The sequence below is a fragment of the Streptomyces sp. Y309 genome (genome assembly GCF_056712025.1).
On the sequence record NZ_CM160048.1, the window covers coordinates 4,145,001 to 4,160,802 of the forward strand.

Annotated in this window: 14 protein-coding genes (1 of these 14 running past the window's edge); 3 read left to right on the plus strand and 11 right to left on the minus strand. The window is 73.3% G+C overall.

The annotated features are described in order from the left end of the window. Positions 1 to 324: the end of a tryptophan--tRNA ligase gene (trpS, locus tag AC0KTA_RS16440; RefSeq protein ID WP_481055863.1), read on the plus strand. It extends 714 nt beyond the left edge of the window; the window shows 324 of its 1,038 coding nt (coding positions 715–1,038); the start codon falls outside the window, past its left edge; it ends in the stop codon at positions 322 to 324. Between the two features lie 163 nt (positions 325 to 487). Here trpS and proC read toward each other — a convergent pair whose 3' ends face one another. From proC to AC0KTA_RS16465, 5 genes are all read right to left on the minus strand, one after another. Next, positions 488 to 1,336 carry a pyrroline-5-carboxylate reductase gene (proC, locus tag AC0KTA_RS16445; RefSeq protein WP_481055864.1) on the minus strand — a complete coding sequence of 283 codons (849 nt, stop codon included), beginning with the start codon at positions 1,334 to 1,336 and terminating at the stop codon, positions 488 to 490. Between the two features lie 76 nt (positions 1,337 to 1,412). Next, positions 1,413 to 2,150, minus strand: a complete 738-nt coding sequence (locus AC0KTA_RS16450; RefSeq protein WP_481055865.1) for an ABC transporter permease — start codon at positions 2,148 to 2,150, stop codon at positions 1,413 to 1,415. Positions 2,151 to 2,276: 126 nt separating this feature from the next. Next, the gene (locus tag AC0KTA_RS16455; protein WP_481055866.1) at positions 2,277 to 3,071 is read right to left on the minus strand and encodes an ABC transporter ATP-binding protein; all 795 of its coding nucleotides are present in this window, start codon (positions 3,069 to 3,071) and stop codon (positions 2,277 to 2,279) included. A 190-nt stretch (positions 3,072 to 3,261) separates the two neighbouring features. Beyond that, entirely contained in the window at positions 3,262 to 4,056 is a 795-nt protein-coding gene (locus AC0KTA_RS16460; RefSeq protein ID WP_481055867.1) for a class I SAM-dependent methyltransferase, read from the minus strand. A 59-nt stretch (positions 4,057 to 4,115) separates the two neighbouring features. Continuing rightward, positions 4,116 to 4,619 carry an EamA/RhaT family transporter gene (locus tag AC0KTA_RS16465; RefSeq protein ID WP_481055868.1) on the minus strand — a complete coding sequence of 168 codons (504 nt, stop codon included), beginning with the start codon at positions 4,617 to 4,619 and terminating at the stop codon, positions 4,116 to 4,118. Between the two features lie 222 nt (positions 4,620 to 4,841). Between AC0KTA_RS16465 and AC0KTA_RS16470 the strand changes: the two genes are divergently transcribed. Beyond that, the gene (locus AC0KTA_RS16470) at positions 4,842 to 7,274 is read left to right on the plus strand and encodes a serine/threonine-protein kinase (RefSeq protein WP_481055869.1); all 2,433 of its coding nucleotides are present in this window, start codon (positions 4,842 to 4,844) and stop codon (positions 7,272 to 7,274) included. A gap of 133 nt (positions 7,275 to 7,407) precedes the next feature. On the opposite strand, the gene AC0KTA_RS16475 is transcribed toward AC0KTA_RS16470, so the two are convergent. The 5 genes from AC0KTA_RS16475 to AC0KTA_RS16495 all read right to left on the minus strand — a co-directional run bounded on the left by AC0KTA_RS16475 (position 7,408) and on the right by AC0KTA_RS16495 (position 12,390). After that, positions 7,408 to 7,725, minus strand: a complete 318-nt coding sequence (locus tag AC0KTA_RS16475) for an SH3 domain-containing protein (RefSeq protein WP_481055870.1) — start codon at positions 7,723 to 7,725, stop codon at positions 7,408 to 7,410. 137 nt (positions 7,726 to 7,862) lie between these two features. After that, positions 7,863 to 9,716, minus strand: a complete 1,854-nt coding sequence (ilvD, locus tag AC0KTA_RS16480; protein ID WP_481055871.1) for a dihydroxy-acid dehydratase — start codon at positions 9,714 to 9,716, stop codon at positions 7,863 to 7,865. Positions 9,717 to 9,853: 137 nt separating this feature from the next. Further along, positions 9,854 to 10,417 (minus strand): TetR/AcrR family transcriptional regulator, encoded by a 564-nt coding sequence (locus AC0KTA_RS16485; RefSeq protein WP_481055872.1) that lies wholly within the window; start codon positions 10,415 to 10,417, stop codon positions 9,854 to 9,856. 110 nt (positions 10,418 to 10,527) lie between these two features. Beyond that, positions 10,528 to 11,352, minus strand: a complete 825-nt coding sequence (locus tag AC0KTA_RS16490; protein WP_481055873.1) for a sugar phosphate isomerase/epimerase family protein — start codon at positions 11,350 to 11,352, stop codon at positions 10,528 to 10,530. A 96-nt stretch (positions 11,353 to 11,448) separates the two neighbouring features. After that, positions 11,449 to 12,390: a Ppx/GppA family phosphatase gene (locus tag AC0KTA_RS16495; RefSeq protein WP_481055874.1), complete on the minus strand. Its 942-nt coding sequence runs from the start codon at positions 12,388 to 12,390 to the stop codon at positions 11,449 to 11,451. A 92-nt stretch (positions 12,391 to 12,482) separates the two neighbouring features. On the opposite strand from AC0KTA_RS16495, the gene AC0KTA_RS16500 reads away from it, so the two are divergent. Further along, positions 12,483 to 13,382, plus strand: a complete 900-nt coding sequence (locus AC0KTA_RS16500) for a DUF3109 family protein (RefSeq protein WP_481055875.1) — start codon at positions 12,483 to 12,485, stop codon at positions 13,380 to 13,382. Positions 13,383 to 13,531: 149 nt separating this feature from the next. Here the strand turns inward: AC0KTA_RS16500 and AC0KTA_RS16505 are convergent, their stop codons facing one another. Beyond that, complete coding sequence (locus AC0KTA_RS16505; protein ID WP_481055876.1) at positions 13,532 to 15,757, minus strand: BACON domain-containing protein; 2,226 nt, start codon at positions 15,755 to 15,757, stop codon at positions 13,532 to 13,534. Positions 15,758 to 15,802 lie beyond the last annotated feature (45 nt).

The window sequence follows — 15,802 nt, forward strand, 5'->3', positions numbered from 1 at the left end:
GGCCGGCCTGGGGTCTCGAATCTGCTCGAGATCCTTGCGGCTTGCGAAGGTGGGAACCCCGACGGGCTGAGCGGTGTATACGAGTCGTACGGAGCGTTGAAGAAGGACGCCGCCGATGCCGTGGTGGAGCTTCTGCGGCCCGTGCGGGAGCGGCACAAGGAGCTGGTTGCGGATTCCGCTTATGTGGAGGGGGTGTTGCGGGATGGGGCTGAGCGGGCTCGGGGGATGGCTCGGCCTACGGTCGATGCGGCCTATCGGGCTATTGGGCTGCTGCCTGCTGCGGGGGCTGGGCGCGGGGCTGTGTCGGTGAGCGGGGGTCGGTAGGCGCCGGGGGGTGGGCCCTGCGGGGCTTTCCCCAGTCCCACCCCTTCCCGAAACCGGGGGCTCCGCCCCCGGCCCCCGGGGGTGGGTCTCCCGTGCGGGTGGGACAGGCCCCCGCCGATCGGCCTTCGGCCTCGTCCTCAAACGCCGGACGGGCTGAAAACGGTCAGGAGTTGTTGCCTGTCGCCAGTTCTCGGCTTCGGTCTCGGGCTGCTTCCAAGGCTGCGATCAGGGCCGCTCGTACGCCGTGGTTCTCGAGTTCGCGGATGGCGTTGATGGTGGTGCCGGCGGGGGACGTCACGTTCTCGCGGAGCTTGACCGGGTGTTCGCCGCTGTCCCGGAGCATGACGGCGGCGCCGATCGCGGCCTGGACGATGAGGTCGTGGGCCTTGTCGCGCGGGAGGCCGAGGAGGATGCCGGCGTCGGTCATGGCTTCGACGAGGAAGTAGAAGTACGCGGGTCCCGAGCCGGAGAGGGCGGTGCAGGCGTCCTGCTGGGTCTCGGGGACGCGGAGGGTCTTGCCGACGGCGCCGAAGATGTCCTCCGCGTGGGCCAGGTCGGCGGCGGTGGCGTGGCTGCCGGCGGAGATGACGGACATGCCTTCGTCCACCAGGACCGGGGTGTTCGGCATGACGCGGATGACGGGGGTGGTGTGGGCGAGGTGTTCCTCGATGAAGGAGGTGGTGATGCCCGCGGCGGCGCTGATGACGAGGGTGTCGGCGGTGACGTGCGGGGCCAGCTCGGCGAGGAGGGCGGCCATGTCCTGCGGCTTGCAGGCGAGGATGAGGGTGTCGGCGCGCTCGGCGGCCCCGGGATTGGTGAGGGCTTCCACGCCGTAACGGGTGCGGAGTTCCTCGGCGCGTTCCTGGCGGCGGGTGGTGACGAGCAGGTCGGCAGGGGCCCAGCCGCTGCGGATCATGCCGCTGAGCAGGGCTTCGCCGATCTTTCCGGTGCCGAGGACGGCGACCTTCTGGGTGGGCTTGTTCGGCGTGCTCGACTTGCTCGGCGTGCTCATGCGCGGGGCCTCCCGGGGGTACGTCGTTCGGGGTCATCCTCGCATCGGGCGGCGGGTGCGGGTCCGTGGGGCGGGGTCAGGCGGTGCGGCGGCGGAGGGTGGCCGCGCCCAGGGCCAGGACCAGGACGGCGCAGGCCGCCACGATCGCCGCGTCGCGGACGAAGTCGCCGGTGACCTCGGGGTGGCGCAGGACTTCGTTCATGCCGTCGACGGCGTACGACATGGGGAGGACGTTCGAGATCGCCTCCAGGACGGGCTGCATCTTGTCGCGGGGCGTGAACAGACCGCAGAGGAGGAGCTGCGGGAAGATCACGGCCGGCATGAACTGGACGGCCTGGAACTCGGACGCGGCGAAGGCCGAGACGAACAGGCCGAGGGCCGTGCCCAGCAGGGCATCGAGGAGCGCGACCAGGAGCAGCAGCCAGGCCGAGCCGGTCACGTCCAGGCCGAGGGCCCACAGGGCGAGGCCCGTGGCGAGGACCGACTGGACCACGGCGAGGGCGCCGAAGGCGAGGGCGTAGCCCGCGATGAGGTCGCCCTTGGCCAGGGGCATGGCGAGGAGGCGTTCCAGGGTGCCGGAGGTGCGTTCGCGGAGGGTGGCGATGGAGGTCACCAGGAACATCGTGATCAGCGGGAAGATGCCGAGCAGGGACGCGCCGATGGAGTCGAAGGTGTGCGGGCTGGCGTCGAAGACGTACCGCAGGAGCAGCAGCATCACGCACGGGACCAGGATCATCAGCGCGATGGAGCGCGGGTCGTGGCGGAGCTGACGCAGGACTCGGGCGGCGGTGGCGAGGGTTCGGTGGAGGTTCATGGTCGCTGACTCCAGGGCTTGTGGGGTTGGGGGGGACCTTGTGGGGTTGGGGGGCGGGGACGTGGGTCTCTTCTTGTTGGGGGTGCGCTCTCTTGGGGGGCCTGGGGCGATTCCGGGGGCGCGGCCTCAGCGTGCGTTGGCCTCGTCCACCAGGTGGAGGAAGGCGGCCTCGACCGTTTCGGAGTCGGTGCGGGTGCGCAGGGCGTCGGGGGTGTCGTCGGCGAGGATCTCGCCCTCGCGCATGAGGAGCAGCCGGTGGCAGCGCTCCGCCTCGTCCATGACGTGCGACGACACCAGGATCGTGGTGCCGCGGTCGGCGGCGATGGCGTGGAAGAGGTTCCACAGGTCCCGGCGGAGTACGGGGTCGAGGCCGACGGTGGGCTCGTCGAGCACGAGGAGTTCGGGGGTGCCGAGGAGGGCCACCGCGAGGGAGACGCGGCTGCGCTGGCCGCCGGAGAGGTTGCCCGCGAGGGCGTCGGCGTGGGCGGTGAGGTCCACGTCGGCGATGGCGCGGGTGACGTCCTCGTGGCGGCGGGCGGCCGCGGGGCCGCGGCCGGGGTCCAGGACCGCGGCGAAGTACTCCAGGTTCTGGCGGACCGTCAGGTCGTCGTAGACGGACGGGTCCTGCGTCACATAGCCGACGCGGGAGCGCAGCGCCGGGGTGCCGGCCGGGTGGTCCAGGACCTCCAGGGTGCCTGTGACCTTGGCCTGGGTGCCGACCACGGAGCGCATCAGCGTGGACTTGCCGCAGCCCGAGGGGCCGAGGAGACCGGTGATCTGGCCCCGGGGCACGGCGAACGTGAGGCCGCGCAGGACGGTGCGGGGCCCTCGTACGACCGTGAGGGATTCGGCCCTGATCGCGGGGGTGGTGGTCGCGGCGCGGGCGGCCTGGGTCTGGGGTGGGGTGGCAATATTCATCATGTGATGATTATGCGGCGCGGGGAGGGGCTGCCGTCAAGGGGTCGGTGGGGTGATGCGGGCGCGGGGCCGGTTTCCGGCAGCGCTGCGTCCGCGGGCAAGGCCGATTTCGGGCAGCGCTGTGTCCCGCGTCGGGGCATGTCGGGGGGATGCCCTGGCGCGGGGCGCGGGGCGCGGGGGTGGGGGGTGCCCGCTAGCGGGAGGCTCCCGGGTTGCGTACGACCGTGACGTCCAAGGCGTACGCCTCCTCCACGATCTCGTCGGGGAAGTGGGCGTGCAGGTGCTCGCGCTCGTCCGCGAGGACGGGGGCGGCGCGTTCCGGGCCCAGCTGCGCGAAGTACGAGCGGCTGCCCAGGTGGGCCAGGTGGACGTCCAGCGGGACCCGGCGCGTCCAGTGCAGGCGGCGGTGGACCGGGGTCAGTCCCGGTGCGGCGGTGGCGATGATCCGCGGCGCGTCGCCGGAGATGCCGTGCGCGTGGTAGCCGGGCAGCCGGGCCTGCAGGCGGGCCTCTTGGGCCGCGGCCCAGGGGACGTCCAGGTCGGGCAGGTTCCACCAGACGGCCAGGGCGCCTCCGGGGCGCAGCACGCGCAAGGCCTCCGGGACGGAGCGGGAAGGGTCCGTCCAGTGGAAGGCCTGGGCGTACGTGACGAAGTCCGCCGACGCGGTGGCCAGCGGGAGGGCGTCCCCGACGGCCCGCACGAGCGGGGTGCCGGGCAGCGCCGCGCGGAGTTGTGCGCCCATGCCGGGGCCCGGCTCGACCGCGATGACGTGGGCGCCGCGGTCCCGCAGGAGGCGGGTGGCGATTCCGGTGCCCGCGCCCACGTCGACGACGGTGGTGCCGGTCAGCGGACGCCCCGCCAACTCCTCCACCGTGGCGAGGAGTTGGGGAGGGTATCCGGGGCGGGCCGTGGCGTACTGGGCCGCCACGGAGTCGAAGGAGAGGGCGAACTCGGGCGAGCGGCTTGCGTATGCGCGGTGGTCGGGCATCCCGTCATGCTCGCGCGCCGGGGCGGGGCTTGGCGATGGCCCGGCCCGGGCGTTGCCGACTACTTGCGGCGCTTGCGCTTGGTCGGGTTGCCCGCCCGTCGCGAGGCCCGCTTCTCGTACTGCTCGCGCGCCGTCTCGTACTCCTGCCGGTGCAACTGCTCGCCGGGGGCTTCCTTCAGGGAGCGGAAGAAGTACGCGAGGAGGGAGCCGATGAAGCCGATCATCATCAGGCTGCGCATCTGCGCCACCGACTGCGGGTCCAGGCGCTTGCCGAACCCCTCCCACGTACGCCGGAAGGCGACCGCGCTGCAGATCGCGAACATGATCACGACCAGCAGGTTCACGAACGAGCCCACGTCCGCGATCTCCAGGCCCTGGTACGCGAAGCGCAGCACCAGGCAGCCCGCGACGGCCGCGGCGAGCGAGCCGACCGCGACACCGGCGCGGCGCAGCCCGTAGCGATCCGTGTGGCCGACCCATGCCGTGCCGAAGAAGCGGATGGGCTCGGGCTGCGGTCCCGGAGGGGTGCCCCCGGGCGGCTCGGTACGCGGTTCGTCACTCACGCCACCGATTATCGCCTGCGGGAGCAGGGGGACCTTCCAGCCCGCCCGGAGGATCCAAGCCCGTCCGGCGTTTGAGGACGAGCCGCGAAGCGGCGAAGAGGGGGGAAAGGGGCGCAGCCCCATAGGCGGGGCGAGCCGCCTAAGGCCCAGGGGCCAGCCCACGCTAGTTTGTGCGAGCAGGCATATCTACGGCACGACCGGGACGGGTAGGGGAGGTCGAAAGTGTCGCTCCGCTCAGGTGACCCCGAGGAGATCGGTGGCTATCCGCTGGAGGCCCGGCTCGGCTCGGGCGGCATGGGCACCGTGTTCCTGGGGCGTACGGCGTCGGGGCGGCCGATCGCGATCAAGCTGATCCACCAGCAGTTCGCGAACGACGACGAGTTCCGCATCCGCTTTCGCCAGGAGGTCGCCGCCGCGCGCCGGGTCAGCGGCGCGTTCACCGCCGCCGTCGTCGACGCCGACCCCGAGGGGCGGCACCCGTGGATGGCCACGACGTACATAGAGGGCCCGACGCTCGCGCAGCGCATCGCCAGGCGCGGGCCGATCGGCGGCGCCGAGCTGCGCTCGCTGGCCATCGGGCTCGCGGAGGCGCTGCGCGACATCCACCGCGCCGACGTCGTCCACCGTGACCTGAAGCCGTCCAATGTGGTGCTGTCGGCCGAGGGGCCGCGCGTGATCGACTTCGGCATCTCGCGGGCGGCCGACCAGCAGACGCTGACGATGACGGGGCGGGTCATCGGTACGCCGCCGTTCATGTCGCCGGAGCAGTTGCAGACGCCGCGCGGGGTCGGGCCGTCATCGGACGTCTTCTCGCTCGGTACGTTGCTGGTGTACGCGGCGACGGGGCAGGGGCCCTTCGACGCGGACTCCCCCTACATGACCGCCTACCAGGTGGTGCACGAGGCGCCCGCCCTCGAGTCCGTGCCGCCCGCGTTGCGTGCGGCCGTCGAGCCGTGCCTCGCCAAGGATCCGGCGGCACGGCCCTCCGTCGACGAGCTCCTCGTGCTGCTGCGGGACCTGCCGGCGGAGCTGGAGGTCGTCGCGGGCGGGGGGCGCACGCGTGACGTCGTGACCGAGCACCATCTGGGGCGGGACACGGGGGCCGGTACGGGCAGGGACGACGCGTCCGGAACCGACAGGTCCGGGGCCGATGGGTCCGGGGCCGACACGCCTCGGTCCGCCGAGACCGGGGGCGACGGGACCGGGGCCAACGACGAGCCCGGCGCCGACGCCCCCACACCACCCCACCCCCGCCCCCGCCGCCTGTGGCGCCCCGTCCTCGCCGCCGCCGCTGTCATCGGCGTCGTCGCCGCCGGAGTAGTGCTGCTCGACGCGGGTTCCGACACCACCACGGAGGGGCCGGACGGCAAGGGCCGCAACGTGGCCGCGACCGGCGAGGCCGTGCTCCCGGACGGCTTCCGGCCGTGGCGGCAGAGCGTGCCGGCGGGCAAGGCGAAGATCCCGGACGAGGTGCGCTGCCTGCCGGGCGGCGACTCGGTGTACTGCGGGGGCGGCGGCGTGGTCGCCACCCGCGTCCGGGTCACGGACGGCAAGCGGCTGTGGACGGTGGGCAGCCCGGGCGTCCCGGTCCAGGACATGTACCTCGCGGGCCTCGCCACCGCCGACGGCCGGGGCGAACACGGCGACGGCGCCAGCGCCAGCGCCAGCGACGGCGGGCGCCAGGACGACCCCACCCCCGCCAAGAACCCCAAGGACCCCAAAAACCCCGGCAAGACCCCCGACCGCACCGTCATCGGCTACCGCCTCGCCGCCGAGGACTCGGGACGCCCCGACGAAGTCGTCGCCCTGGACGCCGAGCGCGGCAAGGAGCTGTGGTCCGCGCCGTTCGGCGCCCGGTCCACGGCCGTCGCGGGCCCCGGCGCCGCCGACGCCGTGGTGACCGGCTCCACCGTCCTGACGGGCGACGCGGACGGCACCCGGCTCGAAGGCCGCGACGCCCGCTCGGGCAGGACCCTGTGGACGGCCCCGTTCCCCGCGGGCGACGAGTGCGCACCGCTCGCCGCCGGCGGCAGGGCGTACCTGATGTGCGCGCCGAAGGCGCAGGTCGAGGCCGGTGAGGTGCGGCGGGTGACGGTCCGCGGCGTCGCGCTCGGCTCGGGCGAGCTGGGGCGGGCAGTCCGCATGGGCGGGCCGGTGGAGCCGCTGGGCGCCGACCGCGGGCAGCTGGTGCTCGTGCGGCAGCGGGTGGGCGAGATCGGCGTCGTCGAGTACGACACGGTGGTCCGCCTCGACCCACGGCGCGGCAAGGCGACGACGACCCGGCTGCCGCGGGCGTACGGCGGAGCGCCGCGGCTCGTCGACGGCGCGGTGTACTTCACCGAGCAGAGCGGCAAGGTGAGCGCCGTCGACGCCGCCTCCGGCAAGCTCCGGTGGGCCGAGCACACGGGTGTCGAGGGCGCGTCCGGGCCGAGCGCGGGGCCGGGGGCGCTGTACTTCGGCTCGGCCGGCGGCCGGGTCGCCGCGCTCGCGCCGCGCGACGGCAGGCGCCTGTGGTCGACCGACCCGAAGGTCAACGGCAGCTCCGACGTGCGCCCGGGCCCGCGCGTGACGTTCGCGGGGCGCGCGGCGGTCGTGTCCGGCGCCGGCAACCTGCTGTACGCCTTCGACGCGGCGAAGCCGCCGAAGTCCGGGTGAATCAACCGGAGATCGGCGGCTTCGTGGGCGTACCGTCGCGCGTCAGGAATCGGCAGCCGCGCGTCAGGAATCGGCAGCCGCGCGTCAGGGGTCGGCAGTCGCGTGCCAAGGCTCAGCGGCCGCGCGCCGCGGCTCAGCAGCGCGGCGCCACGTACCCGTCGCTCCCCGTCTTCACGTACGTGTCCGACACATAGCGGCCGCTGCCGATCCGGTCCCATATCTTCGACGTGCCGGTCGGCCCTGTGACCGTCTCGCCGGGCCGCTGGCAGGCGATGGAGACGCGGCTCCCCGCCCGCAGCCGGCCGACCTTGCCGTACGAAGTGCCGGGTCCAGAGCGGACGTTGACGTCCGCGACGACGGCGTAGGTCCGGGCCGCGGCGGCCGCAGTGGCCTCAACGGTCGCTTCCGCCTCAGCAGCCCCATCAGCGACCGTCAGTTCCTCGCTGCTCATCCTGCTACCTCGTTCCCCCCGTGAAACGGACGGCGCGGGCCGTCCATGGCATGTACTCCACACCCTAGACGCGCCCGCGCACCAAGCCAGTTGCAGGACAAAGCAGGACAGTCTCTCCCACCCCCGGGGGGGCGGTGTCAGCCCAGCTTCGACACGTCCCGCACCGCGCCCCTGTCCGCGCTCGTCGCCATCGCCGCGTACGCCCGCAGCGCCGCCGAGACCTTCCGCTCGCGGGACTTGGGGGCGTACACACCGCCGAGAGCCTCGCGGCGGCGGGTCAGTTCGGTGTCGTCCACGAGCAGCTCGATCGAGCGGTTCGGGATGTCGATGCGGATGCGGTCGCCGTCCTCGACGAGGGCGATCGTGCCGCCGGACGCGGCCTCCGGGGAGGCGTGGCCGATGGACAGGCCCGAGGTGCCGCCGGAGAAGCGGCCGTCGGTGACGAGCGCGCAGGCCTTGCCGAGGCCGCGGCCCTTCAGGAAGGACGTGGGGTAGAGCATCTCCTGCATGCCGGGGCCGCCCTTGGGGCCCTCGTAGCGGATGACGACCACGTCGCCCTCGACGACCTGCTTGTTGAGGATCTTCTCGACGGCTTCCTCCTGCGATTCGCAGACGACCGCCGGGCCCTCGAAGGTCCAGATCGACTCGTCGACGCCCGCCGTCTTCACGACACAGCCGTCGACCGCCAGGTTGCCCTTGAGGACGCCGAGCCCGCCGTCCTTGGAGTAGGCGTGCGCGACGTCGCGGATGCAGCCGTTCGCCGCGTCCGTGTCCAGGGTGTCCCAGCGCTCGGACTGCGAGAAGGCCTCGGCGGAGCGGCGGCAGCCGGGGGCCGCGTGCCACAGCTCGGCGGCCTCCTCGGACGCGGAGCCGCTGCGGATGTCCCAGGCGTCCAGCCACTCCTTGACGGACGGGGAGTGGACGGTGTGCACGTCCTCATTCAGCAGCCCGCCGCGGTACAGCTCGCCGAGGATCGCGGGGATGCCGCCCGCGCGGTGCACGTCCTCCATGTAGTACGTCGTGGTCGGCGCGACGTTGGGCGCGACCTTCGCCAGGCACGGGACGCGGCGCGAGACGGCGTCGATGTCGTTCAGGTCGTACCCCGCCTCGGCCTCCTGGGCCGCGGCAAGCAGGTGCAGGATCGTGTTCGTGGAGCCGCCCATGGCGATGTCCAGGGCCATGGCGTTCTCGAAGGCGGCGTGGGTGGCGATGTTGCGCGGCAGGACGGAGGCGTCGTCCTCGTCGTAGTACCGCTTGGTCAGCTCGACGACCGTGGCGCCCGCGCGCTCGTACAGCGCCTTGCGGGCCGTGTGCGTGGCGAGGACCGAGCCGTTGCCGGGCAGCGAGAGGCCGATGGCCTCCGTCAGGCAGTTCATCGAGTTGGCCGTGAACATGCCGGAACAGGAGCCGCAGGTCGGGCAGGCGTTCTCCTCGATGCGGAGGATGTCCTCGTCCGAGACGTTCTCGTTCACCGCGTCGCTGATCGCGTTGATCAGGTCGAGTTTCCGGACGGTGCCGTCGACGAGCGTGGTCTTGCCGGCCTCCATGGGGCCGCCGGAGACGAACACCGTCGGGATGTTCAGGCGCAGGGCCGCCATCAGCATGCCGGGGGTGATCTTGTCGCAGTTGGAGATGCAGATCAGCGCGTCCGCGCAGTGCGCCTCCACCATGTACTCGACGGAGTCCGCGATCAGGTCGCGGGACGGCAGCGAGTACAGCATGCCGCCGTGGCCCATCGCGATGCCGTCGTCCACGGCGATCGTGTTGAACTCGCGCGGGATGCCGCCCGCCTCCCGGACGGCCTCGCTCACGATCCGGCCGACGGGGGCCAGGTGCGTGTGGCCCGGCACGAACTCGGTGAAGGAGTTGGCGACGGCGATGATCGGCTTCCGGCCGATGTCCGCGCCCGGTACCCCGGAGGCACGCATAAGGGCGCGTGCGCCCGCCATGTTGCGGCCGTGGGTGACTGTGCGGGACCTCAGCTCGGGCATCGTCGCTCGCTCCTCAAGGGTCATGCTTCGGGGCATGTTCCGGGCATGTGTGACTTAGGTCGAGCGTACGCCGAGGATCCAAGATCCGGACAGGGTGTCCGGATGACGGGACGGGCGTCTCAGGGTGTACGTCCCGTTCAGCTCTGCCCCGGCCACTCCCCCGTCAGATGCCCCTGCACCACCGGTGCCACCCGGGCGATGATCTGCTCCACGTCCGCCGAGGCCAGCGGCTCCACCTGGATCACGTACCGCAGCATCGCCGTGCCCACGAGCTGCGCCGCCGCGAGCTCGGCCCGCAGCTCGGCGTCCGGGAGGTCGAGGCGCCCGGCGATGCGGGACAGGAGCTGGGTGGAGACAAGCCGGCGGAAGACGGCTGCCGCCGCCTCGTTGTTGACGGCGGAGCGGACGATCGCGAGCAGCGGCGTACGGGTCTCGGGGTTCTCCCAGACGCCGAAGATGAAGCGGGCCAGGCGCTCGCCGACGTCGTCGAGCGGGCCCTCCGCCACGGCGTCAGGCGCCTGCAGCGCGGGCGCGAAGGCCACCTCGATGGCGGCCGCGAAGACCTGTTCCTTCGTACCGAAGTAGTGGTGCACGAGCGCCGAGTCCACGCCCGCCGCCTTGGCGATGGACCGCACGGACGCCTTCTCGTACCCGCGCTCGGAGAACTGGGCGCGGGCCGCCTCCAGGATCACCTCGCGCATGGCGGGTCCCTGCTCCGCCTGCGTACGGGACGGGCGTCCCCGGCGCCGCGGGGCGGGGGCGGGTGCCTGGTCCGGCGTCCGGTCCGACGCGTGGCCCGGGGCCCGGCCGGTCACGACCGCGGCACCTTCACCGCTGACGCCAGGTGCAGCCGCGTGAACGCCAGGGCCTCGGCCAGATCGGCCTCCCGCTCGGCGCTGGACATCGCGCGGCGGGTGTTGACCTCGACGACGACATGGCCGTCGAAGCCGGTGGCCGCGAGGCGTTCGAGCAGTTCGGCGCAGGGCTGGGTGCCGCGCCCGGGCACCAGGTGCTCGTCCTTCGCGGAGCCCCTGCCGTCGGCGAGGTGGACGTGGCCGAGCCGGTCGCCCATGCGGTCGACCATCTGCAGCGCGTCGGCGCGGGAGGTCGCGGTGTGCGACAGGTCGATCGTGAAGTGGCGGTAGTCGTCCTTGGTGACGTCCCAGTCGGGGGCGTACGCGAGCATCTCGCGGTCGCGGTAGCGCCAGGGGTACATGTTCTCCACGGCGAACCGCACGTCCGTCTCGTCGGCCATGCGCCAGATGCCCTCGACGAAGTCGCGCGCGTACGTGCGCTGCCACCGGAACGGCGGGTGCACGACGACCGTCGACGCGTCCAGCTTCTCGGCGGCGGCCCTGGCCCGCTGGAGCTTGGTCCAGGGGTCGGTGGACCAGACGCGCTGGGTGATCAGCAGGCAGGGCGCGTGCACGGCGAGCACGGGGATCTGGTGGTAGTCGCTGAGGCGGCGCAGCGCCTCGATGTCCTGGCTGACCGGATCGGTCCACACCATGACCTCGACGCCGTCGTACCCGAGGCGTGCCGCTATCTCGAAGGCCGTCGCCGTGGACTCCGGGTACACGGAGGCCGTCGACAGGGCGACCTTCGCATCCGGGATGCGCACGACTGGTTCTGACACGGAAGACAGCGTACGGGCCCTTTCTGCGTGCCGGGGAGTTGGTCGGCGGGTACCCCCGCCCATGTGAGCCACGCCGCACCGGCGACGCGCCCGCCCCTATCCGACCCGCACGGAGGGCAAGTGGTCCAGGCGGCGCAGGATCACGCCCTCCCGCAGCGCCCACGGGCAGATCTCCACCGACTCCACGCCGAACAGGTCCATCGCGCCCTCGGCGACGAGCGCCCCGGCGAGCAGCTGTCCGGCCCTGCCTTCGGAGACGCCGGGCAGCTCGGCGCGCTCGGCCTCGGTCATCGCGGCGAGCTGCGGCACCCAGTCCTCCAGGGACTTGCGCTTCAGCTCCCGCTGTACGTAGAGGCCCTCCGCGGACCGCGCGGCGCCCGCGAGCCGGGCGAGCTGCTTGAAGGTCTTCGAGGTGGCGACGACGTGGTCGGGCTTACCGAAGCGGCTGAACTCGCCCACGGTGCGGGCGATCTGGGCGCGCACATGGCGGCGCAGCGCCCGTACGTCCGCCGGATCCGGCGGGTCGGCGGGCAGCCAGGCGGAGGTGAGCCGGCCGGCGCCGAGCGGCAGGCTGGCCGCGGCGTCCGGCTCCTCGTCGATGCCGTACGCGATCTCCAGGGAGCCGCCGCCGATGTCGAGGACGAGCAGCCTGCCCGCGGACCAGCCGAACCAGCGCCGGGCGGCGAGGAAGGTCAGCCGCGCCTCCTCCTCACCGGTGAGCACCTGCAGGTCGACGCCGGTCTCCTCGCGGACCCGGGCGAGCACGTCGTCGGCGTTGGTCGCCTCGCGCACCGCGGAGGTGGCGAACGGCAGCACGTCTTCGACGCCCTTGTCCTCCGCGGCCTGCAGCGCGTCGCGCACGGTGGCGACGAGCCGCTCGACGCCTTCGGGGCCGATGGCACCCGCCTCGTCGATCAGTTGGGCAAGGCGCAGGTCGGCCTTGTGGGAGTGCGCGGGCAGCGGGCGGGCGCCGGGGTGGGCGTCCACCACCAGCAGATGCACCGTGTTCGAACCCACGTCGAGGACACCGAGTCTCATATACGGAACGCTACTGCGCATCCGGCGTCCGTCTGCGGCCGGGCGGAGGTTGCTGGTCTCCGCGGAGACACGGGCGCGCATACCCTGGAGACGTGCCAAAGACGAAAAAGGCGAAGCCCGACAAATCGAAGCCGTCGCAGTCATCGAAGTCCTCGAAGTCGGAGAAGAAGCTGGAGAAGTCGGAGAAGCAGGCCAAGAAGGTCAAGAAGGCCGCCGACAAGGCCGAGAAGGCGGTCCCTGACGAGCAGGGGCTCGACTTCGCGCGCGCCTGGGTGGAGTTCCCGGACCCGGCGGACGACGAGCAGGTCTTCCGCTGCGACCTGACGTGGCTCACCTCCCGCTGGAACTGCATCTTCGGCAGCGGCTGCCAGGGCATCAAGGCGGGCCGCGCCGACGACGGCTGCTGCACGCTGGGCGCGCACTTCTCGGACGAGGACGACGAGAAGCGGGTCGCGGGTTACGTGGCGCGGCTCACGCCGGACATCTGGCAGCACCACGACGTCGGCACGGAGACGGGCTGGGTCTCGCAGGACGAGGACGGCGAGCGGCAGACCCGCCCGTACAACGGGTCGTGCATCTTCCAGAACCGTCCCGGCTTCGCCGGGGGTGCGGGGTGCTCGCTGCACATCCTGGCCCTCAAGGAGGGGCGCGAGCCGCTGGAGACCAAGCCGGATGTGTGCTGGCAGCTGCCTGTGCGGCGCACCTTCGAGTGGATCGACCGGCCGGACGACACTCGGGTCCTTCAGGTGTCCATCGGCGAGTACGACCGGCGCGGGTGGGGGCCTGGCGGCCACGATCTGCATTGGTGGTGTACGTCTGCGACCTCGGCGCACGGTGCCGGGGATCCTGTGTACGTGTCTTATCGGCCCGAGTTGATCGAGCTGATGGGTAAGGAAGGCTATGACCGGCTGGTCGAACTGTGTGAGGCGCGGCTTGCCTCGCAGTTGCCGTTGATTGCGCCTCATCCTGCGGATCCTGGCGGGTGCAACTAGCGGGGGCGGTGCGCCTTGGCGCCGTTGAGGGGTTCGCCGTGGGCGGGTGCGGCTTGTTCTTGGCTGAGCGCGCCCACGCGGCGGAGCCGCAAATGTCACAGCCCCGCGCCCCTTTGGGGCGCATTCCTCCGTCGGCCCTCGGCCCCGGCTCAGCCCTGGCCCGGGTCGCTGCTGGGTGTGGGAGTGGGCGTCTGAGGGTCGGACGGGGTCGGCGTGGGGGTGGGGGTGGGGGTGGGGGTCGGGTCTGGGGGCGTGGGGGTCGGGGTGGGGGTTGGGTTGCTGGGTGTGGGTCTTGGGGGCGGGTTTGATGGGGTCGGGCGGGTTGCTGTGGGGCGGGGGGCCGGGTTGCCGGGGGTGCCGGAGTTTCCGTAGCCCTCCAAGGAGATGACCGCTCCGGTGGGGGCGATCGTGACGCGTGCGCTCCAGTGGCCGGGCGGCTCGCGGTCGTCGTCCACGTAGACCCTGATCGTGACCGATTCGCCGGGCGGCAGCGTGCCCGCGGACCGGCTCAGGACGAGCCAGGACGCGCCGGTGCTCGCGGACCAGCGGACCGGTGAACTCCCCCCACCTGTCAGCGTGATGAGCGTCACACCGCCGTGCGACCGGGCCTGCACGCCGATCCGGCCGGCGCCCGGGGCGGAACCGGCGGGTCCGCCGGGGCTGATGACCTCTACGGAGACACCGGGTCCACCGCGGCCGCCGCGGAAGCGGGGGTCGGGGGTGGTGCGGGCGTTGCCCGCGTTCTCGTAGTCCTCGCGGCCGCGGGCGCCGTCCTTGCCGCCAGGGCCGCCGTCGGACTCGGTGACGCCGGTGGAGCGGCCGTCGTGGCCCTCGCCGGTGAGCGGAGCGCCGCGGTACGCCGCCCAGAGGGCGAGGACGGGGGCGGCCACGACGGTGGCGACGACCGTGGTCGTGACGGCACGCGCGCGTAGCCGCTCGCGGCGGGCGGCGTGGTCCTTGGGGTCCATCGGGAAGCCGCGGCGGTCGAAGCGGGGGCCGCCGCCGCGGGCCCTGCGCTGGGCGCGCGGGGCGTGGGCCATCGCGAGGTGCAGGGCCGCGCGCGGGGCGGCGATGACGGGCAGCGCGGCCGGGGTGACCGCGGTGCCGGGCCAGGCGCTGGAGCCGGCGCGCTCGGCGGTGCGGCGGCAGCGCGGACAGTCGTCGACGTGCCGGACCAGTTCGCGGCGCAGGGCCGTGCCGAGCAGGACCTGGTTGTCGCCGGTGAGGCGGGCGACGATCGGGCAGGTGCCGGTCTCGACGACGGCGAGGGCGGCGCGGGTGCGCTCCACCTCGCAGGCGGCGGAGGCGAGCAGGTCACGGGCGGCGGCGGGGTCGAGGCCGAGTACGGCGGCGACCTCCTTGGCCGAAAGACGGTGCCGGACGGCGAGCTCCAGGGCCTCGCGCTGCTCGGGCGTGGTCCCGGCGGCCTCCGGCCAGGCGAGCTGGGCGAGTTCGCGGCGGCGGGCGCGGGCGAGGTCGTCGGCGGCGGGGGCCGCGTGGGCGGCGGGCGCGGTGGTTCTTGATGCGGCGGGTGTGCCGGGAGGCGCGTGCACGGGCAGGCCCGCCGGGGCGGCGGCCGCGTGGGCGGCGTACGGCGCTGAGGCGGGAGCGGCGTGCCGTGCGGAGGCAGGGGCGGGAGCGGCGTGCGCGTGCGGCGCAAGCGCAGAGACAGAGGCGGGAGCTACAGAGGCGGGAGCAGGGACAGCCGCAGGGACGGGCGAGGGAGCAGCTCGGCCCGGCCCGGCCGCGGGCGGACTCGCCGCCGCGACCGACGGGAGGCCTCCGGACGCAGGCGGACTCGCCGTCGCGGCCCATGGGACATCTCCGGACGCGCGCGGGGCCGCCGTCGCGGCCGCCGACGGGACGCCTCCGGACGCGGCCAGCCCCGCCCCGGACGCGGCCAGCCCCGCCCCGGACGCGGCCAGCCCCGCCCCGGACGCGGCTGGACCTACCCCGGGCGAAGCCGAGCCCGCCCCGGACGCGGCCAGCCCCGCCCCGGGCGAAGACCCCGCGGCCGAGTGCGCGCCATGCGCGGCCGCATGCGCTCCATGGCGGCCGCGCTGCCGGTTCTCGGCCAGGGCGCGCAGGCACATCCAGCGGGCGAGCGCGTACAGCCATGCGCGGGTGTCGCCGTCGGGGCGGGCACCGCGCCGCTCGGCCAGCACGAGGACCTCGCCGAGCGCGGCCGTCGCGGCCTCGTGGTCGCACAGCACCGACAGGCAGTACGTGAACAGGCCGTCCAGGAACGGTTCGTAGTGCGTGGACGGAGGTGCCGGCGACTGCGGGACCGTGCGCGGCACCACACGCTTGCGGGCGCCGGGATGCGCCCGGTGCGCGCCGGTGGTGTATGTGGGAGTTTCCGGACTTCTGCTCATCACCCGTGCGAAGTTAGGCGCATGATGCAGGCGCCCTCCTCCCCC